At 36.1% G+C, this 25,214-nt stretch carries 21 protein-coding genes and 2 pseudogenes; 10 read left to right on the top strand and 13 right to left on the bottom strand.

Annotated features, from left to right (window positions below; translation table 11 throughout):
* Positions 1–189: pseudogene (locus tag H964_RS12935) on the bottom strand (RNA-guided endonuclease InsQ/TnpB family protein); the annotation flags it as partial.
* 244 nt (positions 190–433) lie between these two features.
* Here H964_RS12935 and H964_RS06090 point away from each other — a divergent pair.
* The 5 genes from H964_RS06090 (at position 434) to H964_RS06070 (ending at position 5,911) form a co-directional block, all read left to right on the top strand.
* Positions 434–970: a hypothetical protein gene (locus H964_RS06090; protein ID WP_039765711.1), complete on the top strand. Its 537-nt coding sequence runs from the start codon at positions 434–436 to the stop codon at positions 968–970.
* A gap of 13 nt (positions 971–983) precedes the next feature.
* On the top strand, positions 984–1,715 hold the full coding sequence (locus tag H964_RS06085) for a cytochrome c biogenesis CcdA family protein (RefSeq protein WP_039765710.1): 732 nt from the start codon (positions 984–986) through the stop codon (positions 1,713–1,715).
* Between the two features lie 36 nt (positions 1,716–1,751).
* Positions 1,752–4,007 (top strand): spermine synthase, encoded by a 2,256-nt coding sequence (locus tag H964_RS06080; protein WP_039765707.1) that lies wholly within the window; start codon positions 1,752–1,754, stop codon positions 4,005–4,007.
* Positions 4,008–4,030: 23 nt separating this feature from the next.
* On the top strand, positions 4,031–4,252 hold the full coding sequence (locus H964_RS06075; RefSeq protein WP_039765705.1) for a hypothetical protein: 222 nt from the start codon (positions 4,031–4,033) through the stop codon (positions 4,250–4,252).
* Positions 4,253–4,366: 114 nt separating this feature from the next.
* Positions 4,367–5,911, top strand: coding sequence for an alpha-amylase family glycosyl hydrolase (locus tag H964_RS06070; protein ID WP_039765703.1), 1,545 nt, complete (start codon positions 4,367–4,369; stop codon positions 5,909–5,911).
* A gap of 99 nt (positions 5,912–6,010) precedes the next feature.
* Here the strand turns inward: H964_RS06070 and H964_RS06065 are convergent, their stop codons facing one another.
* Positions 6,011–7,141, bottom strand: coding sequence for an iron-containing alcohol dehydrogenase (locus tag H964_RS06065; RefSeq protein ID WP_039765713.1), 1,131 nt, complete (start codon positions 7,139–7,141; stop codon positions 6,011–6,013).
* A 277-nt stretch (positions 7,142–7,418) separates the two neighbouring features.
* On the opposite strand from H964_RS06065, the gene H964_RS06060 reads away from it, so the two are divergent.
* Positions 7,419–8,102, top strand: a complete 684-nt coding sequence (locus H964_RS06060) for a helix-turn-helix domain-containing protein (RefSeq protein WP_237738224.1) — start codon at positions 7,419–7,421, stop codon at positions 8,100–8,102.
* A gap of 92 nt (positions 8,103–8,194) precedes the next feature.
* Here the strand turns inward: H964_RS06060 and H964_RS06055 are convergent, their stop codons facing one another.
* The 10 genes and pseudogenes from H964_RS06055 to H964_RS06015 all read right to left on the bottom strand — a co-directional run bounded on the left by H964_RS06055 (position 8,195) and on the right by H964_RS06015 (position 20,342).
* Positions 8,195–10,015, bottom strand: coding sequence for an ABC transporter ATP-binding protein (locus H964_RS06055; RefSeq protein ID WP_442855726.1), 1,821 nt, complete (start codon positions 10,013–10,015; stop codon positions 8,195–8,197).
* A gap of 56 nt (positions 10,016–10,071) precedes the next feature.
* Complete coding sequence (locus H964_RS06050) at positions 10,072–12,300, bottom strand: ABC transporter ATP-binding protein (protein WP_039765700.1); 2,229 nt, start codon at positions 12,298–12,300, stop codon at positions 10,072–10,074.
* Between the two features lie 63 nt (positions 12,301–12,363).
* Complete coding sequence (locus H964_RS06045) at positions 12,364–12,807, bottom strand: MarR family winged helix-turn-helix transcriptional regulator (RefSeq protein WP_011915996.1); 444 nt, start codon at positions 12,805–12,807, stop codon at positions 12,364–12,366.
* A 198-nt stretch (positions 12,808–13,005) separates the two neighbouring features.
* A complete protein-coding gene (locus H964_RS06040) occupies positions 13,006–14,289 on the bottom strand; it encodes an NAD(P)/FAD-dependent oxidoreductase (RefSeq protein WP_039765698.1) in 1,284 nt (427 codons plus the stop codon).
* Between the two features lie 17 nt (positions 14,290–14,306).
* Positions 14,307–14,747: a 4Fe-4S dicluster domain-containing protein gene (locus tag H964_RS06035; protein ID WP_039765694.1), complete on the bottom strand. Its 441-nt coding sequence runs from the start codon at positions 14,745–14,747 to the stop codon at positions 14,307–14,309.
* 19 nt (positions 14,748–14,766) lie between these two features.
* The gene (gene cooS / locus H964_RS06030; protein WP_039765692.1) at positions 14,767–16,650 is read right to left on the bottom strand and encodes an anaerobic carbon-monoxide dehydrogenase catalytic subunit; all 1,884 of its coding nucleotides are present in this window, start codon (positions 16,648–16,650) and stop codon (positions 14,767–14,769) included.
* A 98-nt stretch (positions 16,651–16,748) separates the two neighbouring features.
* Positions 16,749–17,162 (bottom strand): RrF2 family transcriptional regulator, encoded by a 414-nt coding sequence (locus H964_RS06025; protein WP_039765690.1) that lies wholly within the window; start codon positions 17,160–17,162, stop codon positions 16,749–16,751.
* Positions 17,163–17,252: 90 nt separating this feature from the next.
* Positions 17,253–17,438, bottom strand: a pseudogene (locus H964_RS12130) (L-Ala-D/L-Glu epimerase); the annotation flags it as partial.
* Between the two features lie 66 nt (positions 17,439–17,504).
* Positions 17,505–18,818 carry a transglutaminase-like domain-containing protein gene (locus tag H964_RS06020; protein ID WP_039765689.1) on the bottom strand — a complete coding sequence of 438 codons (1,314 nt, stop codon included), beginning with the start codon at positions 18,816–18,818 and terminating at the stop codon, positions 17,505–17,507.
* A 123-nt stretch (positions 18,819–18,941) separates the two neighbouring features.
* Entirely contained in the window at positions 18,942–20,342 is a 1,401-nt protein-coding gene (locus H964_RS06015) for an amino acid permease (protein ID WP_039765688.1), read from the bottom strand.
* A 388-nt stretch (positions 20,343–20,730) separates the two neighbouring features.
* On the opposite strand from H964_RS06015, the gene H964_RS06010 reads away from it, so the two are divergent.
* The 4 genes from H964_RS06010 (at position 20,731) to H964_RS05995 (ending at position 24,348) form a co-directional block, all read left to right on the top strand.
* A complete protein-coding gene (locus H964_RS06010) occupies positions 20,731–21,570 on the top strand; it encodes a 5'-methylthioadenosine/S-adenosylhomocysteine nucleosidase family protein (protein ID WP_039765686.1) in 840 nt (279 codons plus the stop codon).
* Positions 21,539–22,549: an SPL family radical SAM protein gene (locus tag H964_RS06005; protein ID WP_039765684.1), complete on the top strand. Its 1,011-nt coding sequence runs from the start codon at positions 21,539–21,541 to the stop codon at positions 22,547–22,549. Before H964_RS06010 ends, H964_RS06005 begins: the two co-directional genes overlap by 32 nt.
* Before the next feature lie 39 nt (positions 22,550–22,588).
* Positions 22,589–22,906 carry a hypothetical protein gene (locus H964_RS06000; protein ID WP_039765682.1) on the top strand — a complete coding sequence of 106 codons (318 nt, stop codon included), beginning with the start codon at positions 22,589–22,591 and terminating at the stop codon, positions 22,904–22,906.
* Between the two features lie 290 nt (positions 22,907–23,196).
* Positions 23,197–24,348, top strand: a complete 1,152-nt coding sequence (locus tag H964_RS05995; protein WP_039765681.1) for a C69 family dipeptidase — start codon at positions 23,197–23,199, stop codon at positions 24,346–24,348.
* A gap of 65 nt (positions 24,349–24,413) precedes the next feature.
* On the opposite strand, the gene H964_RS05990 is transcribed toward H964_RS05995, so the two are convergent.
* Positions 24,414–25,214, bottom strand: an 801-nt coding sequence (locus H964_RS05990; RefSeq protein ID WP_039765679.1) for an acyl-CoA dehydratase activase, incomplete at its 5' end; no start/stop codon positions are given.

Raw genomic sequence — 25,214 nt, 5'->3', positions numbered from 1 at the left:
ATAGTCTTCGCTGTCTTTCACAAGATGATATACACTCTCATATCGCAGATATTCCTGAGTTTTAAAGTAGTGTTGCCTTATATGATACAAAGCATAGTTGTACAGATTTTTTGAGAAGTGGCAAAGCTGACGTAGCAGTCTGTATGTTTGTTTATCACATCTTATATGATTTTTCTGTGTTTTGTACATTTTAATCACCTGAGGAATATTATATCACATTTTTAGCAATTCATCTCCATCTTGTATAAGATGGAGTCTTCTTGCTTAATTTTTTAATAAATTGCAAAGAATTTGTAAAGAATTTGTTAAGTCAATTGACTTGTAAAAATGGTCTTTGATAAAATTATTATATAAAAATTCCGAGTAAATAAATAGGTTTACTTTAAATTTGGCAAAAAAGAACACAACTTAAAATGCAAAGGAGGAAGTTTTGGTGAGCAAGAAAGCAAAGAGAATAATTGTGATTGCCGTCCTTTTTGCATTCATACTATCTTCACTGTACGCTCAAGTTATAATCTCACAACAAAAAAAGCAAAGTGATATACAGACTAAAACTATCTATCAGCAGGATTTGAAACAAAGTACAAGTTCTAAAGACAAGTTACCAGATCCTCTGATAATAAACAGTGAAGGATTCATTACAGTCGGGGTAAGATATCTAAATCCTATAAAAGATGATAAAGACAACCTGGTATTTGAGGTGTTTTTTGACAATCATCAAGTTGATTTGTCCACACTCAATCTTAGTGGAAAGATATTGTTTACTACAAGTGAAGGTATAAAAGTTAAAAAAGCAACATGGCGAATTGAGGGTTCAGGACATCATGTCATGGCATATATCAAAATACCCAAAAAGATAAATGGTAAAAACCTTATTACCCCTAAAACCAAATATATCCAATTGGAGTTACAAAATATTGGAGGTGTCAAATCGAGAATTTATAGGTGGAATAAGAAGTTTTTGAATTAGGAGGATCTATAAAGTGGCTTATTTACTACCTTTTGCAGCAGGATTAGCATCTTTCTTTTCCCCCTGCATAATACCTATGATAAGTGTATATTTTTCACTTATCACAGGTGTTTCGGTTAGAGATTTGAAGGATATAGAAGTTCACAAAAGAATGAAAAAGTTTATACTTATAAATACCTTTATATTTGTATCTGCCTTTACACTTGTTTTTTCAATGGCAGGGGCTTTAGGTGGAAGTATTGGCAGATGGTTAAGTGGTTATACTACGATAATGAATAAAATTGGTGGGGCAATAACTATAATAATGGGATTGAATTTGATTGGTCTGCTAAATCTAAATCTTTCTTTTTTGAATAAATATAGTGCAGATAACATCAAGACATCATCAAGATATTTCACTACTTTCCTAATAGGTTTGTTTTTCGCTATAGTATGTTCCCATTGCATCGGGCCAATTTTATACTCCATATTGATATATACCACAACCACAAAAAGTGCCTTTGTAGGAATGACAATAATGTTATTATTTTCCTTAGGTCTTGCAATACCGTATTTGCTTGTTGGTTATTATTTACCTCACGCGATTAATGCCATAAAAAAGGCAAAGAAATTCCAAAATGCTATCTGTGCAGTTGCAGGAGCTACACTCATTTTCCTTGGTATTGTGATGTTTTTAAACAAACTCCAGGACTTGACAGCAATTTTTAGCAGACTGCTACCTTATAAATTGCCGTTTGGAATGTAATAGATACAAAAAATTGTAATAATGGAGGAAACAAAGGTGATTTTAGTTGTTATCAGCTTAGCATCAATTTCATTGTTTATATACCAGGTCATTTTAAATCGAATATATTCTGCCTTATTTTGGTATCATTATACCTTTTTAATTACATCATTTGCTATATTTGGTCTTGGTATAGGTGGAATAATAGCTTACAATAAGCGTCAAAAAAGTGAAAATTTAAAAACTGATTCATTGGTTAAGGCCTTATTTCTTCTATCTATCTCGTACATATTTTCACTGGGAATTATATATGTATTGCCGTTTCAAAACAACGTATTGATTTATTTAATTCTGGCCACATTACCTTTTGTAGCAGGTGGTTACTTTTTCTCAATTGCATTTGAGCAGTTTGGAAAAATAAGCAACAAGCTATATTTTGCAGACCTTACAGGCTCAGGATTTGGCAGCATAATTGTGTTGCTTTCACTAAACAATCTTGGAATATATCGGTCTGTAATTTTGATTTGTATTATTTCAGTAATAGCTTGGCTACTTTTTACTTTACAGCTAAAAAAGAAAACTTTGCTTGGCATTGGTGTATTGATTCTTTTCATGTTAGCGCTCTTTATTCCGAACAAGTACGTAAATTCAATTGAACAAAACTTTATTGGATTTATCACAAACAAAACAAAAACACTTGGCACTATTGCAAAATCAAACCAAAAAGCTAAGATTGTCTACACCAAATGGAATGCATTTTCACGAACAGATGTCATTAAAGTAGAAGGTGATAACGATGAAATGATAGTAACAATTGATGGAACAGCAAATGCGCCTATGTATAGATTTGATGGTAAAAAAAGTAGCTTGAGCAAATATAAAGATGACATTGAATATCTGCCTTTTTCTTTTGGAAACAATCATAAAACGTTGATAATTGGGCCTGGCGGTGGAAGAGATATTCTGTATGCTTTAGCTGGAAACAGTAAACAAATAACTGGAGTTGAAATAAATACATCAAGTATTGACGCTGTAAGACACTTTAAAGAGTTCAATGGAGATATCTACAACAGGCCAGAAGTAAAAATCTATGGTGAAGATGGTAGAAATTTTGTAAGAAAATCTAAGGAAAAATATGATGTGATATTCTTATCACTGGTCATGACAAATGCATCCCAAAACATAGGTTATGCTCTTTCAGAAAACTATCTGTTTACAGTTGAAGCTCTTGAGGACTATATGAACCACTTAACAGATAATGGAAAACTCGCCTTTTTGGCTCACGACAAAGAGGATATGAGCAAACTGATAGCAACCATTTTGCGCGTACTGAACAAAAGAGGTATATCAATCAAAGAGGCTCCAAAATATATGGCTATCTTCACCAAAGAAATTCAACTAATGAACGGCAATGAACATATTCATTATCCAATGATCATTGTAAAAAACAAGCCTTTTTCACAACTTGAAAGCAAGAAATTAAAAGAGACTGCAGACAAAGGAAAGATTGTCCCGCTTTATATTCCTTATGTTAATGACAGGGGACCACTTTACCACATAAAGCAAGGACATTTGACTTTAGTAGAGTTCGAAAACGGATTTTCATTCAGCGCAACACCTGCAACAGATGACAAGCCATACTTTTATGACTTTAGCAAAGGTGTTTCACCTGTGCTGGTATTTATCTTCTTTTTCATACTTCTGGGAAGCATAATTCTATTTACACCAATTATCTCTCAAGAAAAAGCGTTCAAACCTTCTTTGTATTTTTCAAGCTTAGGAATAGGATACATGCTAATTGAGATTCCACTTATTCAAAAGTTTATTCTATACTTGGGTCATCCAGTAATTGCCTTCAATTATGTACTTGCTGGGCTCTTGATTGGCAGCGGTATAGGTGCATATTTTAGCAATGCAAAGGTGTTTAACAATCTGTCAAATAGAATATATTTACCTGCTCTTTTGGTCATGGTAATAAATATTGGTCTAATACTTTCTTTGAACTCAATATTCAAAGTGACCTCCAATTTTAGTTTAGTTAGCAAAATACTAATCGCAGCCATACTGGTTATGATTCAAGGCTTTTTTATGGGAATGCCGTTCCCAAGAGGTATAAAGATATTAAGCGAAAATAAAAAGAAAAGTAAAACAATTCCTGTGATGTGGGGACTCAACGGTGTAATGTCAGTTATAGGTTCGGTTTTATCAATTATGCTTTCAATGGAGTTTGGATTTACCATTGCTATGCTTGCAGGAGCTATTTTATATGGGCTTATAAGCTTACAAAATAGAAATTTGGTAACTGCTAAATAAAAAATGGAAGGGGGCATTTAGGGATGAAAGAGGCACTGCTTATACTTCTCGCAATGAGCGGATGTTTGCTTGCACACATTTTTATGCACAAAGCAATGATGGGAAAAGGTTGCCACGGTCATGACCACCACCACAGCAATGAAACCCAAAAAGCACCTGACCTCAAAGATCATCAGTTTCACCAACATCACCACAGTGAAGAATCAGTTGCACTTGATAAACCTAAAAGTGAAGAGAACAAGTAGAGGGATTTATCCCTCTTTTTTTATTTATCGCATTAAATTAGACAATATAGACAAAGAAGTTCATATGGTATATAATAATGCAAACGATATCATTTGAGAAAGGGGAATATTTCAATGAAGAGAATCTTAAGGTACATACTTATATTTGCTATCGTTTTCGCAGTTGGACTTGGTTCATTTTGGGCAGGTTTTTCTAATTCTCAAAGCCCAGTTCAAACTAAAAAAGACGGTTTGATTTTCTATGAAGTTTTTATCAGGTCATTTTATGATAGTAATGGTGATGGCATAGGGGACATAAATGGTTTGGCTGAAAAACTTCCATATATCAAATCCTTAGGTGTAAATGCCATCTGGCTTATGCCAATATTTGAATCTCCAAGCTATCACGGATATGATGTAACAAACTATTACAAAGTCAATCCCGACTATGGTACAAATGAGGATTTCGTCAACTTCATAAAAAAGGCTCACAAGATGGGTATCAAAGTCATCATAGATATGATGATAAATCACACAAGTAGCAAACACCCTTGGTTTATCGAAGCATCAAGTAATAAAAATAGTAAGTACAGAAACTATTATATCTGGGCAACACCAAGCACAAACCTTGATGAACCATCAGACCTTGGCACAAAACAATGGTATAAAAAGGGTGATAGTTACTACAATGCTATATTTTGGTCTGAGATGCCAGACCTCAATTTTGACAATAAAGCTGTGAGAGAAGAGATGAAGAAGATCGCCAAGTTTTGGTTAGAAAAAGGAGTAGATGGATTTAGGCTTGATGCTGCAAAGCATATTTATCCTTTGAGCAGAGAAAAAGATACTCTTGCGTGGTGGGAAGAATATGCAAAGTTCTGCCGAAGTATTAAAAAGGATGTATACCTTGTAGCAGAAGTGTGGGATAGCCCTCAAAGAATAGCGCAATATGCAAAGATATTTGATTCTTGCTTTAATTTTACTGTGGCTCAAAGCATCATTGAAGGAGTAACATATGAAAATACTCAAAATTTGCAAAATAACCTCTCTTCAATATACAATCTCTACAAAAATGTCAATCCCCAATTTGTTGACGCACCATTTTTGACAAACCATGATATGAACAGAGCTTATACCGAAATTGGGTCAAATAGCAAAATGAAATTAGCTGCAGCATTATTATTGACACTGCCTGGCAATCCTTTCATCTACTATGGTGAAGAAATTGGCATGAAAGGGCAAAAACCAGATGAATATATTAGAGAGCCATTCAAATGGCATGAGACATGGAAAAAAGGACAAACAAACTGGGAGATAAGCCTCTACAATAGCGGCCCTGATGTTGCTTCAGTTGAAAAACAAGAAAAAGACAAAAATTCTCTGCTCAATTTCTACAGAGATATGATTGGTTTCCGAAAAAAGAACCTACCATTACTAAAAGGAGACTTCCAGTTAATTAAAACCTCTGCTGATACACTTAGTTTCGCAAGAGTTTACAATAATCAGAAGATGGTTGTAATTTTTAACTTCACAGGCAAGGAATTATCAAAGACTATAAACCTGCCATCTAATATAAAGCTTGCCGGCAAAATAGTTAAAGGATCTGGGAAAATCTTGTCTTTAAAAAATGGAAAACTTGTTTTTTCAATAAAACCTTATTCTTTTATCATTTTAAATTAACAGTCAGAAGCGTAAAATTTCCATTTAAGTCAACATCAAAAGATTAAAAGGCGGGCAACTTCCTCAGAATCGCCCGCCTTTAAGTTTTTAGAAAATTTTTTAAAATGCTGCTTTATAAATTTCCATTATCTCTTCTACAGTAGCTTGTCTTGGATTTGTCAAACCACAAGCATCCTTTAGGGCATTTTCAGCTAAAATCCTTATGTCTTCATCTTTTACACCCAATTCTTTCAAACCAGCTGGTATTCCTATTTCTTTTGACAAAGCCTTAATGCTCTCAATTACCATTTCACCGACTTTTTCTTGCGAAGTTCCTTGCACGTCAATCCCCATTGCTTTTGCAATGTCAATGAATCTGTGAGGAACCGCTTTAAAATTGTATGCCAAAACATGTGGTAATAACACTGCATTGCACACCCCATGTGGCAAATCATAAAATCCACCTAACTGATGTGCCATTGCATGAACATAACCCAAACCTGCATTGTTAAATGCAACCCCTGCCAAATACTCAGCATAGGCCATTTTTTCTCTTGCTTCAATATCATTGCCATTTTCAACAGCTTTCTTCAGATATTTGAAAATCAATTCAATTGCCATCAAAGCTGAAGCATCTGTAACTGGTGTTGCATCAGTAGAAAGATACGCTTCAATTGCATGTGTTAACGCATCCATTCCAGTTGCTGCAGTCAGTGATTTTGGCATCTCAATCATAAGTTCTGGGTCGTTTACAGCAATGAGCGGCGTTACATGCCAGTCAACTATTGCCATCTTTACATGTCTATCCTCATCAGTGATAATTGCAAACCTTGTCACTTCACTGCCTGTTCCTGCAGTTGTATTGATAGCAACAAGAGGAAGTATCGGTTTTTGTGATTTGTTTACCCCTTCATAGTCCTTTATTGAACCTCCGTTAGTTGCAACAAGTCCTATACCTTTGGCACAATCATGTGGTGAGCCGCCTCCAATTGATATTAAAAAGTCGCAATTATTGTCTTTTAAGATTTTTAAGCCATCTTCAACATTTTTTACTATTGGATTAGGTTTGGTTTCATCGAATATTACATAACTTATATTTGCATCATCTAATATGTCAGTAACTCTCTTAACTAAACCAATCTTTACTAACGCTTTATCTGTTACAACTAGTGCTTTTTTATGACCTAAAGCTTTGATTTCTTGCCCAACATCTTTCAAACATCCTCTTCCCATCAAGCTAATAGGTGGCATGTAAAATCTATATGTTTTCACACTTACCCCTCCACATCTGCTGCAAATGTTGTTATAATTTTAACATGCACTTTTTCTCTTCTTCTAATTCTTTTTTGCAAATAATATTTCATTTTTGCCGGGGGTATAGAGAGATGGTAAGTGACCTAACACCAACATCTGTTTTAGAGGCAGAACATGTTAGAATACTCTACTATGATTTCGATAATTATACAAGAGCAAGTTATTCATCAAAAACTATCTGAGATTTTGCAGTATTCTACAAGGAGATAAATATGTGGAAATAAATGGGTCTGAAAAATTCAAGTATGATAGTAACAGTTTTGTAATTTTGCCGCCTTATTCAAGAGTCAAATTAGAAATTGAAGAAAAAACTAAAGCATTGGTTATAGAAATAGACAGCTATTTAATAAACCATGTTTTGAGCAAGCTAAAAATAGAGTTTGAACCTTATGAACTTGGCAATGTCAATAATGTACTTTTTGTAGGAAAGTACAGCCCAGATTTGACACAGACATACAAAAAGATTGTTGATACATTCTTAAGTAGAAAAGTTAACAGAGAGTTTCTCCTTGATTTATATACTCAAGAGTTTGTATATGATATCTTCAAATACAGAGGTGCTGAGAAGATAATAAACGATAAAAATTCAGAAATATATCATATCTTGGATTATATAAACACCAATTATTTGCGCAAATTAAAAATTTCAGATATTGCCAAAGAATTTAACATGAAAGAATATGAACTTACTAAGTACTTTAAAAAGTTCACAGGGAAATCACCAAAGGAATATATTAAAGACTTAAAACTTAATAAAGCAAAAGAGTTATTAAAATTCGAAAATGTTACCAATGTGTGTTATGACATAGGATATGAAAATATTTCTTATTTTATTAAAGAATTTAAAAACAAGTTTGGAGTTACACCAAATCTATACAAAAAAACTCTAAACAGTTAATAGTAAAAGTGTAGATTTTTCATGATCAGGAAAACTCATTATGAAAAAAGTCCTGGGCAAATCCCAGGACTTTTTTTAGGTACCTTTCCTTATTAACTTGCCAGCTCTTCTTTTTCAAACTGGCTATAGTAAAGCTTCGCGTAAAATCCGCCTTTTTTGAGAAGTTCTTGGTGTGTACCCTGTTCTACTATGTCCCCATGGTCCATGACTAGTATCAAATCAGCATCTCTTATTGTAGAAAGCCTGTGGGCTATTATAAAGGATGTTCTTCCTTTCATTAAATTGTCCATAGCCTTTTGTATTTGGATTTCTGTGAGTGTGTCAACAGAGCTTGTTGCTTCGTCAAGTATAAGAATTCTTGGATTTTTCAAGATAGCACGTGCAATTGTCAAAAGCTGTTTTTGACCTTGAGATATATTCGTAGTCTCCTCATTTAACACTGTGTCGTACCCTTGTGGGAGTGTCCTTATAAAGTGGTCAATGTGGGCAAGCTTTGCTGCTCTTATCACTTCTTCGTCTGTGCTATCTGGCTTTCCGTATTTTATATTCTCTTTAATAGTTCCATTGTAAAGCCATGTGTCTTGCAAAACCATACCAAATAAAGATCGCAGGTCTTTTCGCGAAAATTCTCTTATATCATGTCCGTCAATCAAGATTGCACCATCATTAACATCGTAAAACCGCATAAGAAGCTTTACAATGGTAGTCTTGCCAGCACCAGTTGGTCCAACAATTGCCACCTTTTGCCCTGCTTTTATCTTTGCAGAGAAATTGTTTATAACAATCTTGTCTGGTCTGTAGCCAAACCTGACGTTCCTAAACTCAATCTCCCCTTTTATATCCTCAAGATCAATCTGTTTTGGCATATCTGGCACTTCTTCCTCTTCTTCTAAAAACTCAAACACTCTCTCAGCGCACGCAGCAGTCTGCTGCAAGATGTTTGAGATATTTGCAATCTGGGCAATCGGCTGTGTAAATGACCTGATGTACTGTATAAACGCCTGAATATCCCCAACCTCAATTGCATTTTTTATAACAAGCCAGCTGCCAAGAATGGTTACCACTACATATCCCAAATTGCCTATAACGTTCATAAGCGGCATCATTACACCTGTCAAAAACTGCGACTTCCAAGCAGCATTGTACAATGTATTGTTAAGGCTATCAAACTTTTCAATACTCTTTTTCTCGCCATTAAAGGCCTTGACTATATGATGCCCACCATACATTTCCTCTATATGCCCATTTAAATGTCCTAAATAATCTTGCTGCTGTCTAAAATATTTTTGAGAGTATTTGATAATAAAGGCAATGACAATTGAAGATGCAGGTATGATCAAAAGTGCAACCAAGCTCATCAGCCAGTTAATACTGATCATCATCACAAGCACACCAAGGACCATTGTCACAGAGGTAATTATCTGTGTCATGCTCTGATTAAGTGTTTGTGTAATTGTATCAACGTCATTTGTAATCCTCGATAAAATCTCACCTTGGTTGGTGCTTTCAAAATACTTCAAAGGGAGTCTATTTATCTTCTCTGAGATTTCTTTTCTAAATCTATATGTGATTTTCATCGACACACCAGACATTATCCACCCTTGTAAATACCCGAAAATGCTGCTGAGTCCGTACAGCACAAGTAGGATAATTAAAATCTTCCCAATATATTCAAAATCTATGCCGCTGCCCTGCCCGGTTATTCTGTTCATTATACCTTCAAAGATCTTTGTAATTGCCTTTGACAAAATCTTAGGTCCTGCAATCGAAAATGAGGTACTCAAAATTGCCAAAACCAGCACAGTTATGAGAGAAATCTTATAGGCAGACAAATACCTTATAAGTTTTTTCATAGTCCCCTTAAAATCTTTTGCTTTCTCACCGGGGACAAAACCACGTGGTCCATGACCCATATCCCTTCGAGGTCTTATCCCATGCACACTTCTTTGTTGTGTTCCCTTGTCTTCGTTCATCCCACCAACTCCTCCTCTGGCAGCTGTGATAGTGCTATTTCTCTATAAGTTGGACAAGTTTTTAAAAGTTCTTCGTGTTTTCCTATTCCAACAAGCTCACCATCATCTAATACTATTATCTGGTCAGCATGCATCATAGTTGCAACCCTTTGCGAAACCATAATAACTGTGCTGTCTTTCAGCTTTTCTCTGAGTTTCCTTCTCAGAGCAAGTTCTGTTCTAAAGTCAAGAGCTGAAAAGCTCTCATCAAAGATGTAAATCTCAGGCTTTTTAACAAGAGCTCTTGCAATAGAAAGTCTTTGTTTTTGTCCACCTGACACATTCGTTCCACCTTGAGCAATCTCGGTATCAAACTTGTTGGGCTTTTCATTGATAAACTCAAGCGCCTGGGCAATCTCTGCTGCCTCTACAATCTCTTGGTCTGTTGCGTCATCCCTGCCGTATTTGAGATTAGATTTTATAGTTCCACTAAAAAGCCAGCTTTTCTGTGGGACATACCCTATTCTCTTTCTCAAGTCTTCTTGCTTAACTTCTTTCACATCCACCCCATCAACTAAAACTTGACCTTCTGTTGCATCATAAAATCTCAAAATTAAATTTACAAGCGTGCTCTTCCCTGAGCCTGTCCTTCCAATAATGCCAACTGTCTGGCCGGGTAAAATTGTAAAGCTTATGTTCTTTAGAACATATTCCTCTGCACCGGGGTACTTGAAAGAGACATTTCTAAACTCAACCATGCCTTTTTTGCTCTCATCAAAGCTTTTCGGATTTTTAGGGTCTTTTACAGAAGGCTCTGTTGAAAGTACTTCAGCAATACGCTGTGCAGATACAGAAGCTCTTGGTATCATAATAAACAGGGCAGATAGCATCAAAAAGGCAAATATAATCTGTATAGCGTACTGCATGAACGCAAGCATGTCTCCAACTTGCATACTTGAGTTTTGAATCTGGTGAGCTCCCACCCATACAATTAAAAGGGTAACTCCGTTCAAAACAAGCATCATGGTTGGAAACATAACTGCCATGCTTCTATTTACAAAAAGCCCTACTTTGGTAAGGTCCTGATTTGCCCTGTCAAATCTCTCCTCTTCAAACTTTTCGCTATTAAAAGCTCTGACCACCATAATGCCAGATAAGTTCTCGCGTGCAACCAAATTTAGCCTGTCAATCAACTTTTGCATAAGCAAAAACTTTGGCATTGCAACTTTGTAAAGCACAGCTATAATCCCTAAAAGAATTGCAACTGCCAAAGCTATAATCCACGACATTGAATGGCTTTTGCTAAGAGCCTTGAACACTCCTCCAACGCCCATCACAGGCGCATAAAATACCAATCTTATCATAATTACAAGAAGCATCTGTATCTGAGCAATGTCGTTTGTTGTTCTTGTTATCAAAGAAGCTGTTGAAAACTTGTCAAATTCAGCTATTGAAAAGCTCTCTACTTTTGTAAAAATGTCTTTCCTTAAATCTCTTGCAACGCCAGCTGCAACCTTTGAACCAAAAAATGCAACCATGACAGTAGAAAATGCGCTCAAAAGAGTAATTAGAAGCATCAAAAGTCCTATTCGCAATATATAGTTTGTTTGAATAGCACCTGTATCTATCCCAATCCTTTTATACTCATCTTTAATTACAGCAGCTGCTGCCTGCACAACCATGCTGTCGCCTAAAGTAGAAAATTTTTTGTTTATCTCTTCTCTAATTTTAAGAAGCTGATCCTTTGGAAGCTGGCTCAAAAGCATGAAAATATCTATGTTGGCTGGAATCTGTTTGCCACTGAATTCAATTACGCCATTTTTTGCATTTGCTTTTGCCTTTTCAATCCCTGCCACTGCCAAAAGTGCTTTTGCCATGGGTATATTCAGTTTATCTATCTCTTCATTGTCAACTTTTTTCAATACATATACAGCTTCTTTGGATAAAATTGGGTATTTTTTTAAATACTTCTCATATTCATTGCTTAACTTATCAATTAGTTTGTAGTCATTTAAAATCCTTTCCTTGTCTCTATCTGACACAAAGAGCAAAAGTTTATCCATCTGCGTCTTTCTTATAGCTTCGGGTACTGCATTCACTATACCACCCTGCTGGATACCTTTGTTTACTATGTTTGACATGTAATCGGGCAAAGCTAAATCACTCATAGCTTGAACAACTACAAAAAAGATGGCCATAAAGAATAGGAGGACATATGGTTTCAAGTACTTTGCCAGTTTTGTCAAGCTGACTCACCTTCTTTGTTGGTTTTTGGTTTTATAGCCAAAATAGGTATTGTAGACAAATCTCTATTTGTGCACATACCTATCTAAAACCTTTTTTAAGGTTTCAAGGCCATTTAATATTGTATCTATCTCTTTTTCGTCTGCCCTGTTGAGTATTTCTTCAAACCTCTTCTCCATATCCTTAAAATTTTTCTCAAAAGCATCTTTGAACTTTGGTGTGACATCAACATACACAACTCTTCTGTCTTCTTGACTCCTTATTCTCTGAACCATCCCCTGCTTTTCAAGCCTGTCAATTATTCCTGAGACAGTGCTGTTCGATAGCCCTAGTTTTCTGCTCAAATCGCTCACCTTCATCTTTCCATGGCGAATCAGTTGCCCCAAAAGCATACCCTGAGGTGCTGTGATGTCAAATTGGTCAAACTGGTGCCGTGCTATTTTCTTTGTTATTTTCATTATTTCCTTCACAAGCTCAATTATCTTAAGCCCTTTGCTTATATCATCCATCTTTGCGCCCCTTTCAATATTTAGTTCTAAAATATTTCGTATAAGAATATTTTGCATGCTATATATTTTACGCTCAAAAGAATTCTGTGTCAATAACCTATGAAAAGAAGTGAATAAATAAAAAATCTTCCCTTTTTAAAAAGGGAAGATTCTAAATTGAAAATGCTCCACCTGCATTACATAGCTTTTATTATCTTTTCAATAAGCAAATTCAAACGTTCCATCCTGATTTTGCTTGAAAAAATCTCCATATGTCAACCTAAAGACATTATTCCAGTCATTTCTCAGCAATTTATTAGAAAGGTTATACTTGTCTTGGATAAGCTTGCCAATCACACCTGCTCCTGATATATCTCCTTGTATTATAGCACCGTACAAGACATTTTCTTTATAGACCACTTTATAATAATAGTTCGGTCCACTGCAAATTGCTACATTATAGCTGTTATCGGGTGGCTCTACATATCCATAACTTATTGTACTCAAGCCAAAAAACTTCATTGAATTTTTAAAGCCAAAATTGTCCATTAAAGGTTTATCAATTCCTGCCATATTATATGCTGCTGTCTGCCCCTGTTTTACAGCCGAAGGCCATATAGGTGTTAATATATGTCTTTGTGTCAAGAGTTCATACGTTTGACATACATCACCAGCAGCATAAATGTCTTGTATAGAAGTTCTCTGGTATTGATCTACAACAATTCCATTTTCAGTTTCAAGATGACATTTATCTATTCTTGGAAAAGAAGGTTTTACTCCGACTGCCACTACAATCATATCGGCAAAAACAAAACTTCCATCTGATAAAGTCACGCCTTTAACCTTCCCTGATAACCCGTAGATTACATTTGAAACAGACTGTCCAGTAATGATATCTATTCCTTTGTCTTTAAACATCCTCTCGTACCTTTGCGCTGCTGTCTTGTCTAATTGCTGAGGTAGGATATGGTCTTTCATCTCTATTACGGTTACCTTGACTCCCTGCTTGTTAAGGCTCACTGCAACATCCAGCCCTATTAGCCCACCGCCAATGACCACAGCCTGCCTACTTGTTTTAGCCGCTTCTTTAATCTTTATAGCATCACCTATATCACGTAAGGTAAATATATCTTTTCTCTTTTCTATACCTTCTGCTAAGCCTTCTATAGGAGGAATTACAGGGGTAGCGCCGGTAGCTATAAGTAGTTTATCATATGTATGTTCAGCGCCATCGGAAGTGACAACACTTTTGTTGAAAGGTCTAATTTCTATCACAGTGGTATTTCTTATCCATTTTATTTTGTTTTTATCGAAAAAATTCTCTTCCACAAACCTCATCTTGTCCAAAGGTCTGTCGTCACTTATGAAATAATGAAGCATACACCGTGAATATACCATATCGTCTTTTGAAATTACAACAATTTCTCCATTGCTATCAAGCCGTCTGAGTGTCCTTGCACAACTTAGCCCTGCGGCACTGGCACCTATAATCAAATATTTCATCAGATTCTCCCCTCGCTTTAATCAACATCAATAAGGGAAATAGCCTGGACAGGGCAGCTTTGGACACATGCAGGTATTTCTCTGTCCAGGCACATATCACATTTTATAGCAACATCACCACTTTTGTTAGGTTTTATCATGCCATAAGGGCATGACATAACGCACATAAAGCATCCTGCACACCAGCTCTGGTTGCAAATTACGTATCCTGTTGTCTCGTCTTTTGTCAGCGCACCAGACATACAAGCTGCAACACATTCTGGTTGGTCACAATGTCGGCAGAAAATAGGGACAATCTTCCCTTCGTTGTTCAAGACTATATTATTTGCAAATTCTAAATCATTGTCTGAGAAATCTATCTCAAGTACTGATTGCACACCTTTATGGTGAGCTATACACGCCAGGATGCAATTCATACATCCTGTACATGTTGTTGGTTCTATATATATCCTTTTCATTGATAATACACCTCTTTAATTAGATACCCATATCTTTTCTGCGCTGAAGAATGATACTTTCAAGCTCATCAGCAGAAGATTTTACATCATTATTTATAATCAGCCGTCCTCCAGTTATGTCTGGCAACTTTTCTGTCAGAATCTCTGTCACCAGCTTGCTTCCTGTTATAAAAGGAGGAATTGAAAGATGTAAAGGCAATCCAAGCGCCAGCCCAAAAGCACCATCAGCCAAAGCCTGCTCTTCTAACCATTGAGGTGCAGAAAGTACTAAAGGCAGCTGTGGAATATCCACGTTGAGAATCTCTGCCAGTTCTGCTGCCACTATCTCAAGTCTGCCTATGGCAAGGCATGGACCAAAGTTTAGCACAGGTGGTATGTTAAGCTCTCTGCACACCTCTTTTAATTTGTCTCCTGCCAGCTCTTCAGCTCCTTTTGACATAAGACCCCAGTTTTCAAGTCCCCCACTTGTGCACCCCGCAGACAGTACTAGTATATCTCGTTTTATTAATTCTTTGGTCAGTTCTACAGTAAAAATATCATGGCCTATAGAGGTAAGATTGGAACAACCAACAATAGCTGCTATACCTTTGATTCTGCCCGAAGCTATAAGATCAATAAGAGGTTTATAGCTTCCACCTAAAAATTCTTTAAGAGACCCTTCGCTTACTCCCGTCAGTGCACTCTCATAACCGTGGTCATAAGGTATGTCTATATTTACCTTACCTCTTCTAAGTTTGTAGCTATCCACAGCTTCTTTTAAAATCCTGTTTGCAATCTCCATGGCTTCTTCAGGACTATATTGCACAAGGTCTGCGTTAGCTTTCTTAGCCACATCGTCAATACAAATTTGTCTTACCATATACCTCTCAGCTACTGTTTCAAGACCAGGTATAGTACAATTGAACTCAGACACGACAAGGTCTATAGCACCTGTTGCCAGTACAGCTTCACTTGTGAAATTATTACCTACGTGGCCTGCATACACATCCTTTGCATGCTCACCTCTTAACTGAAAATCCTGACCCACGCATGTACACCCTATTATTCTGAATCCCTTTGCACCAACGTCTTGAGCCATCTTTTTTACATCTTCATCATTTAACCTCTTTAGCAAAGCCCAAAAAAGTGACTGTTGATGTCCTGTAGGCATTATGTTTATGTAATCAGGGTCTATTACCCTGAAACCTACAGGCGCTGACCTTAACACAGGCTCTCCCATGATGATATCGTTAAGTTTGTTTGTAAGTGCCAGTCCATAAAGTCCTGTGGCTATACCCAGTCTTAAAACATGCATGAGCATATCGACAGGATCACTTGAAAGGTTCGTACTTGTTTTTACTACCGCATCAAACACCTCTGATTTTGCACCGCCAGGCAAAATCCCCAGTTCGCTCCACTTTTTATACCTCATAGCTGGTGCCATGTACTTTACCAGTTCCATTTTCTGCCATCTGGGTTTGTAAAGGTCAGATAATACCTTTTCAGCAAGTTGCAAAGCTATCTCTCTATCATCTTGTCCATGGATACCAAGTTTATCTGCAAGTGCATGGAGCGTCTTTTGACCTTTAAATGGTACATCTATTTGATTTTCAGCCATCTTTTTGAGATTATGAGCAACATTTTCTACCACGTGCAAGTAACAGCCAGCTCCTGCTGCAACTGCCCTTAGAAAATTTCTCGCAACAATTGTATCTGCATCGGCTCCGCAAACCCCTCTTTTTTGAGTTGGCGTAATCCTACACGGTCCATTTGCACACAACCTGCAGCAAATTCCCTGAAGACCAAACCCGCATTTTACACTTTGTCGCGGTTTGCGGTTAAAAGAAGTCTCCAAATCTTCTTTACTTTTTATAAATTCCCCTAATCGTTTATCAGCTGTCTCACAAAATGTGCAAATCTCCATAGCTCCATTACCTCCTGCAATATTAATTGATTTCTTGTATTTTGAAAGTATACTATTTTAGTATACTTTTGTCTACAAAATAAAGATGGAAACTGAAATTAGTTTCCATCCATTTTTGCAAGCTCAGCAAAGTTATACTTTTCAAACTCCTTTGCAACAATCTCCATCACTGAAGAAAAAGCCTTGTGCACAGCGCAATACCCAGTAGCTCTTTTACTACAAGCAGAAGGGTCTATCTGGCACCTGTTCAAAGCCAAGGTACCTTCTACTGCCAGTATCACATCTTTCATTGTTATGTCTTCAGGATTTTTAGCAAGGACATAACCCCCGTTTTTGCCTCGTGCGGATTCTATAATCCCTGCCTTTATCAAATCCCTACATATTTTCAACAAAAATCTTTTGGGAATCTTTTCTTCTTCTGAGATAGTATCTGCCTCAACTACCATTCCTTTTTTCTTTGAAAGGTGAAGCACTATTCTGAGCGCATAGTCGGATGCTTGCGTAAGTCTCATTTACTCACCCTTGCCAAATTAAAGTATACTGATTTAGTACACTTTTATTTTATACTACAATTTTTGAGGTGTCAATACTGAGATTATAACTTAATACCCAATCATCTTAGCTCCATTTTGAACAAATTTTCCTCTGAACCCTGGCTCTTTCAGCATCAGATGACTGTCAAGGTCATGGAAGTCAAACGCTCCAGTTCCAAGGGCAAAGTGAACACTCTGGTTAATTCCGAGGCTTGATTCGGACATACATCCTATCATTAATCTGAGGTCAGCACTCCTTTTTGGTGTTTGACATCGAACTTCACATTTGCTATCTTGCTCATTTATAATTTTGTCCTCCTTTCAGATTTCTTCAAAAGAAATTACCTCAATCTTGCTTTCAATTTTAACTTTCCCAGATAAGGATTCAGCCTCACCAAGCTGATTATCTGTGGGATCAAATCGCAGGAAATTTGGTTTCGGCTCAAAATCTTTCATAAAATCTGAGTTTGCAACCATCCTAAAACCATCTAAGTTACCAAAATAGAAACTGCGAAGTTTTTCGTTCTCCCGTCTTGCCCCACCAAATGAAAGGTCTGCCGGAAGCCAACCGTAAGGCTTGACGTAGAACAGTGCCCAGTCGTGTGGAGTAGCCATAAGGGGATTTCTGTACCAGCCAGACTGCCATCGTGCAGGTATTCCAGCAATTCGGCACATAGTGATGAAAAGCAGAGCCTGAAAACCACAGTCTCCTTTCAAGTTTTCTGCAACATACTGTGGTATGTTCTCATAGGTTGCGTATGGTCGAACATAAGAATATTTAACATGCTTTGTAATCCAATCAAAGATTCTTTTCGCTTTTAAATAAGGATTATTCTCACCGGCGACTACTTGGTTGGTTAAAAGTTTCAGGTATGGCGTGAACACTACATGAGGTGGCTGTTCACCAAGAAATTCGTCCAAATCATTTTCTTCAACCTTTTTTGGATCAACCTTATTTATCCACTCATTTATAGTGTACTCGAACTCAACAAAGTATTCTTTTTCTTTGCCCTCAAAATAAATAGTTCTCTGTGAAACCTTGTTGTCTGCAAGAAAATAGTCTCTGTGGCTTGTTGAAACAAGTTTTACATCACAAACCTGAAGCTCTTCTTTTGGAAATGGAAGCCAAACACGAAAATGATCTGCATCGTCTTTGATAGTAACAGTTATCTTTGCACGTACTCGGTATCTTTTAGGAGGGCCTCCTTGCGTCAATTCCTCCAATCTCTTGTCAAGCAGTTCTCTTGCTTTTTGTGCAACAGGATCTTTCTTGAGTCTTTCTCTGTATGATGGAAGAGTAAAAGCTATATTGTGAACAAAGTGTCCTTCGAATCTTCTTTTTCCTTCAACTACTATGTAATCAAGATACCCTTCTGACAAAAGGTGATAAAATTCCTCTCGAGAAAAAGAATCAATCAGCTCCATTGCCTTCTTTAAAGCAGTTTCTTCATCAAAAGGATAACTTTCGAGTATTCTGTTTATTCTATTCTTCTCGTACATTAGACGTTTTCTTTGCATCTCAGTGATTCTTTCATCAGCCAGCCACCTGTCTATCAATCTCAAAACCAAACAAAAATTGCCAAGCTTTTCTTCTCTCTCGATCTCCTCTGGTATCTTGCATACAATAAAATCCATAATTTCACCTTCCAATGAAAACTGTGTCCAATTGAGATAACGTAAATATCTGTACGATTTTCCCAGGCACCTTGGCACCAAACCAGTTCAGCAGATACTTAATAGATGAGTCTCATTTTAAGTTCAACTGTTATTCCTACTGTTTTGAACAACAGAATGCTTAATTCCATAGCTAAAATATATTATCAATCCTATTGCTAACCAAACAATAAATCTAATTATAGCTATTTTGGGGAGGCTTACAATAAGGCCAAAACTAATCAAAGCAGCCAATGGTGCTATTACATATACAGCTGGTACTTTAAAAGGCCTTTCTATATCAGGTCTTTTGATTCTCAATACCAACACCGAAATGGATGTTAGCATGAAGGCAAACAAAGCTCCTATATTGCAGAGCTCAGCCAAAGTCATGATTGGAAGAAAGCCTGAAAGAAGAATACCAATTATGGTAACAGCAATCGTGGCTACATATGGGGTCCTTCTTGTCTTGTGCACTTTTGAAAATACTGGCGGCAGCAAACCATCTCTTGAAAGAGAAAATAGAATTCTTGTTGTGCCAAGAAGCATTACCATCATAACTGTTGTAATGCCTACAACTGCACCAATTGCAACAAGTACGCTCCCCCATTTAACCCCTATGAGCGACAAAACATATGCCACTGGAGCTGAGTTATCAAGTTTTTTATAGTTTACAACACCAGTAAGTACAAGACATACAATAGCATATAAAGTAGCAACTATTGTCAAAGAAGCTACAAGACCAATAGGAATGTTCCTCTGCGGATTTTTAGTTTCTTCCGAGGCAGTAGAGACAGCATCAAAACCACCATATGCAAAAAAGACAAGACCTGCTGCAGTAATTACATTCTTCCACCCATAAGGTGCAAATGGAGTCCAATTTTTGGGTTTTATATGTGGTGCAGCTAAAACAATGAAAAGAATAATCACTCCCAGCTTAATAAATACCATTATGTTATTAAAGTTACTACTTTCTCTAATTCCTCTTGTCAAAATCCATCCCAACAAAGCTATTATGAATATTGCCGGAAGATTTATTATTCCTCCATGAGCAATATCGTTAGTCAATATCTTCGGCAGATGTATTCCAAAATCTGAAAGTAGATTTGTAACATACCCTGACCAACCAACAGCAACCGCACTCATTGAAACACCAAATTCAAGTAATAAATCCCATCCTATTATCCATGCAAATATTTCACCTAAGGCTACATAAGAATAAGTGTATGCACTTCCTGAAACAGGTGCTAAAGAAGCAAATTCTGCATAGCATAGCCCTGCAAATATACATGCTATTGCTGATAACAAAAACGAAACTACTATTGCGGGACCAGCCACCTTAGCAGCCATTACACCGGGCAGCACAAAAATCCCTACACCGACTGTTGCTCCAATACCTAACAAGGTTAAATCTGCCGCCGTCAGTTCTCTTTTCAATTTAAACTTTTCATCTTCGGCTTGTTGTAAAAGAGTTTGAAGTTCTTTGCGCCTGAGCAATTTTGTCATTTTCTCGTCTCCCCTCCACTCTTCTGTTCTCTTCTCATCTCATCTTTCACAATTTATTCACATTTATAATAAAATTGTATACATTTAAATACAGAGTGCATAAAAGATATAGAAAACATTCACTGGCAAGAAAACGCCCCGGCAGTCAAACAAAAAACTTCCTCCCCTACTTCAAGAGGAGGCAAAACAAAAAAAGTGCTACTGCCAAGGGCTACTTTCTATTATAGCATTTTTTAAGTTTTTGAAAACTACTTTATATTTTTAACTTCAAGGAAATCAAAAGCTTGTGGTCAGTTTTCTTCAAACAATATCAGAGAATTTTGATATATGGTATAATCGAAATTGGAATCTGAAAGCCGCAAATAGCAACAGAAGGAGCGAACTTTTGATGATATACATTGTCACCGCTTTTCATGCAGAAGCAAAGCCTCTGATAGAACATTTTGGCCTGAAAAAATTATATGAACCTTCAAAATTTCAGATTTTTTCTGGCAATGATATTCTTCTTATAGAAAGCAAGGAAGGAATTGTAAAGAGCAGTATTGCAACAACATTTGCCTTGACAAAGTTTGGAGCAGGCAGCAGTGATATAGTCCTGAACATTGGGATTTGCGGAGCTGTGGAAAATGCCTTTTCAAAAGGAGATGTTATTCTTTGCAACAAAATAATAAACCACCACTCAAAAAAGGCATTCTACCCAGACATTTTAATTCAGCATAGCATGAAAGAGGCAACACTCGAAAGTTTTATGCACCCGGTGAAAAAAGATAACTTGCCAGTTGAAATTGAGGGAGATATAGTTGACATGGAGGGTGCAGGATTTTTTGAAGCAGCTTCTATCTTTTTGCCCCTGCACAATGTTCACTGCATCAAGATTGTTTATGACTTTTTGGACTTTGAAAAGATAAATCCTGTTGAGATTGAAAATCTGATAAAGCAAAGTATTCCTCATATAGAAAATCTGATAAACTCCCTCTTAAAATTAAATTTTGAATTTTGTAACAATCCGTCTGAAATTAATAATATACCTCTACTTGTAAATAAACTGAAAAACAGTTTACATCTTACTGCCTATATGACCAATGAGCTTGAAAGTTTGTTAAAAGACTATATAATAAGGCATAAAAAACTACCTGACTGTATTTTTGAATTTTTTGAAGTTCAAATTAACTCTAAAAAGGAGGGCAAAAATTACTTTGACAAGCTCAGAAAAATCCTTCTTAGCTAAGAATTTTTCTCATGTTTATGTTGAAAAAGCTGTTCTTTCTCATCCTGTTACAATAAAGATTTTAGAAAACTTGCAAAACTCTCAAATAGTTAAAATAGAGAACTACAAAGAGGTTTTTTGCAGAGCAGGGCAAAATTATTTTTTTCAGGAAAAGAGTAAAAAATTAATACTTGCAAAAAAATGGGGAGAGTTTCTCTATCCCGGCCCTTCAATTTGCCACAACTTTGGATACAGTAACTTTTTTTATACAAGCAACATTTTAAACTGTATTTACAGCTGTGAATATTGCTTTTTAAAAGGAATGTATTCCTCTGCAAATGTAGTAGTATTTGTAAACATCGAAGACTACTTTAAAGAGATTGATGCTGTTTTAAAAAATAAACCACTGTATCTTTCTGTATCATACGAAACAGACCTTTTAGCACTTGAAAAAATTGTGCCATTTTCTTCTGCATGGATTGAATACGCAGCATCAAAGCAAAACTTGACAATTGAAATCAGAACAAAAAGTACCAACTTCCAAGCTTTAGAAAACTTAAAACCTCAAGATAATGTAATTTTAGCGTGGACACTGTCTCCTCAAGAAATTATAGAAAAGTTTGAACATGGCACACCTTCTTTATCTTCTCGACTTTCTGCAATTAAAAAAGCTATAGAAAATGGCTGGAAAGTAAGACTTTGTTTTGACCCAATTTTATATATTGAAGACTGGAAACCAATTTATGAAAAGTTCTTAAGGCAGGTTTTCGAAAAGTTGAACCCTGATAAGATTGCAGATATTTCAGTTGGATTGTTTAGAATTCCAAAAGACTATCTTAAGAGAATGAAAAAAGTATTTGCAAACGAAATTACCTCTTTTCCTTATGAAGAATCACAAAATATTTACACTTACCCGAAAGAGTTAAAAGAAGAAATGATAAATACAATACTTTTAATACTTGGCAATTTTGCTCCTTCTTCGAAAATTTTTGTGATATAATTATAGCAGGAGTTTAATTTAAAGGTATGAGGTGGAAATATGAAGAAGAAAATCCTTTTGGCTGCCACCTTGATTCTTTTGGTAGTTATTTTCTCAGTAGCTTTTGCCATTACTTTTAAAGAATTTCACAAAACACCTGAAGGTGCAATTCGCTTTTATATCATTCTTCACAAAGGTCCATGGGCACTGTCTAATGTGAAAATTATCCATGGTGATTATATTGACAAATTTTATGGTCAGCAATACGTTGTCGAAGGCTTTACTGATAAAGCGACGGGTACGGAAATTTGGTTTTTCTATTTAAGAAAAAACGAATCAGGTCTTTGGGAGATATCTTCTGTTGGCTCAGGACCATAAACAAAGTCTCTTTTTTCACTGCCAGTATCATATTTTCAGCTATTTTAGCTCCGGCTCCTATTTTTTCTTGTATTTCTTTTGCAAATTTCCTTGTCTTTGTCTCATTAACTAACTCTGTAACATTTGATTCAAATTTAACCATACTACCTGCACATCCTTGTTTGACTCTCTCTACAAGCTGGACATATTCAATTTCGTATTCCTCTAAAAGCTTCAGTCAAATAATATAGAATGTTAGAATGGAATTGTCTTTGAGGTATAATAATTAAAATCACAAGGGGGTCTATTTTATGTGTGATACAATTGTTGCCTTGAAAAATTCAACGCTGAATAACTGTGTGTTATTTGGCAAAAACAGTGATAGAGAGAAAAATGAGCCTCATATAGTTATAAGAGTCCCCAGAAAGGAACATAAAAAAGGAGAAAAGGTCAAGTGTACATATATTGAAGTAGAGCAGGCAGAAGTTACATATGATTGTTTTTTATTTAAGCCATCTTGGATATGGGGCGCTGAAATGGGAGTTAATGAATTCGGAGTTGTTATTGGAAATGAAGCAGTGTTTACAAATCAAAGACAAGGTCCACCAGCACTTCTTGGAATGGATATTCTGCGACTTGCACTTGAGCGAAGCAAAACAGCAAAAGAAGCAGTTGACAACATTATTTACTTTATTGAAAGATATGGTCAAGGTGGAAAATGCGGATATACAAAGAATCTGAAATACCACAACTCATTTTTGATTGCTGACTTTGAAAATGCATGGGTATTAGAAACAGCAGGTGTCTATTGGGCTTTGCAAAAAGTTAAAGATGTAAGAAGCATTTCAAATGCGTTGAGCATAAGAAACGATTATGATATGAAAAGCAAGATGATAAAACAAGAAATTATTGATTTTAAAGAAGAGTTTGAAAACTCACTTATAACTAAATTTGCATGTGGTAATTTTAGACAGCAGCTTACCCAAAAAATGCTGGAAGAAAAAAAGGGAAAGTTAACTATAGAAGATTTCAAAAGCATATTACGATACCACTATAATTTAAATAGCAAAAATTTCTTGTATGGATCTATGAAAAACATTTGCATGCATTCAAAAAGCATTATCTCAAGTGAAACAACTGGAAGCTTTATTGTTGAATTAATTGACCGAAAAATAAACATCTTTGCAACTGGAAGTTCACTTCCATGTCTTTCTATATATAAGCCTCTATGGTTTGTTGAAAACAGAGATATTTTCTTTACCGAAGAGAAAACTGATCTTGCAATTAGGTATTGGCAAGCCCAGAGAAAAATTATAGAGAATGTTGAAAAAGGAAAAGTGGATAGAGATACTTATTTAAAAGAGAGAGATAAACGTGAAAAAGAACTTTTTGAACTTTCAAGAAATGTAAAAAATGACCTTGAGAAAGAAAACATAATAAAAATGGCTTGGCAATTTGAGTAATGTCTGCTTTATTTTCTCAATACAATAAAGCTAACCATACCTGTTAAATTGGAATTGAAATCTATCTAACTACCCTCAAGCCCAATTATTGCTGCGCCCAGAGCACCAACAATTTGCGGATCAAAAGGAATCAAAAGCTTGCTGTCAAGCCTTCTTTCAAGCTCTAAAACAACACCCTTGTTTTTTGCAACCCCACCTGTCATTACAAAATCCTTTTCACCTTTTACTCTATTTATTAACGAAATAGCTTTTATTGCCACAACCTTGTTAATAGCTCTTACTATATCCTCTCTTTTCTTACCTTGCGCGATGAGGCTTATCACTTCTGATTCTGCAAAGACAGTACACATACTCGAAATTGTCAAATCCTCTGTGAAATTTAAACACCTCGAAAAAGCTTCAAGCTCCAACTCCAAAACTCTTGCCATGTATTCAATAAACCTACCAGTGCCTGCCGAACATTTATCGTTCATAACAAAATCTATTACATTGCCATCTTCATCTATTTTTATAACTTTGCTATCCTGCCCACCAATGTCTATGATAGTTCTTGCACTCGGAAAAAGGACACGAGCCCCTTTTGCATGGCAAGTTATCTCTGTAACCTGCATGTTTGAAAATGGAATACTTATTCTACCATACCCAGTTGAGGTAATAAAGCTTATATCATCTTCGTTTATCCCAGCCATGCTACAAGCTTTTGAAAGAGCTAACTTTGCACTTGAGACCACGTCAAAACCAGTCTTTACTGTACAGTAACCTAAAATGTTCTTGCTACTGTCAATGACAACTGCATTGGTGGAAGTTGAACCACTATCAATCCCAGCAAAATACTTTTTATTAGAGATTGATTTTGAAGTAGTAGC

The sequence above is a fragment of the Caldicellulosiruptor sp. F32 genome, from assembly GCF_000404025.1.
GTDB lineage: Bacteria > Bacillota > Thermoanaerobacteria > Caldicellulosiruptorales > Caldicellulosiruptoraceae > Caldicellulosiruptor > Caldicellulosiruptor saccharolyticus.
This window is presented reverse-complemented; position numbering and strand designations above follow the sequence as displayed.

Excerpts from the sequence above, each read along its gene's own strand:
- H964_RS06075 (WP_039765705.1), top strand. The coding sequence starts at position 4,031 with ATGAAAGAGGCACTGCTTATACTTCTCGCAATGAGCGGATGTTTGCTT.
- H964_RS06070 (WP_039765703.1), top strand. The coding sequence starts at position 4,367 with ATGAAGAGAATCTTAAGGTACATACTTATATTTGCTATCGTTTTCGCA.
- H964_RS06065 (WP_039765713.1), bottom strand. The coding sequence starts at position 7,141 with ATGCCACCTATTAGCTTGATGGGAAGAGGATGTTTGAAAGATGTTGGG.
- H964_RS06055 (WP_442855726.1), bottom strand. The coding sequence starts at position 10,015 with ATGGGTCATGGACCACGTGGTTTTGTCCCCGGTGAGAAAGCAAAAGAT.
- H964_RS06045 (WP_011915996.1), bottom strand. The coding sequence starts at position 12,807 with ATGGATGATATAAGCAAAGGGCTTAAGATAATTGAGCTTGTGAAGGAA.
- H964_RS06040 (WP_039765698.1), bottom strand. The coding sequence starts at position 14,289 with ATGAAATATTTGATTATAGGTGCCAGTGCCGCAGGGCTAAGTTGTGCA.
- H964_RS06035 (WP_039765694.1), bottom strand. The coding sequence starts at position 14,747 with ATGAAAAGGATATATATAGAACCAACAACATGTACAGGATGTATGAAT.
- cooS (WP_039765692.1), bottom strand. The coding sequence starts at position 16,650 with ATGGAGATTTGCACATTTTGTGAGACAGCTGATAAACGATTAGGGGAA.
- H964_RS06025 (WP_039765690.1), bottom strand. The coding sequence starts at position 17,162 with ATGAGACTTACGCAAGCATCCGACTATGCGCTCAGAATAGTGCTTCAC.
- H964_RS06020 (WP_039765689.1), bottom strand. The coding sequence starts at position 18,818 with ATGGATTTTATTGTATGCAAGATACCAGAGGAGATCGAGAGAGAAGAA.
- H964_RS06015 (WP_039765688.1), bottom strand. The coding sequence starts at position 20,342 with ATGACAAAATTGCTCAGGCGCAAAGAACTTCAAACTCTTTTACAACAA.
- H964_RS06010 (WP_039765686.1), top strand. The coding sequence starts at position 20,731 with ATGATATACATTGTCACCGCTTTTCATGCAGAAGCAAAGCCTCTGATA.
- H964_RS06000 (WP_039765682.1), top strand. The coding sequence starts at position 22,589 with ATGAAGAAGAAAATCCTTTTGGCTGCCACCTTGATTCTTTTGGTAGTT.
- H964_RS05995 (WP_039765681.1), top strand. The coding sequence starts at position 23,197 with ATGTGTGATACAATTGTTGCCTTGAAAAATTCAACGCTGAATAACTGT.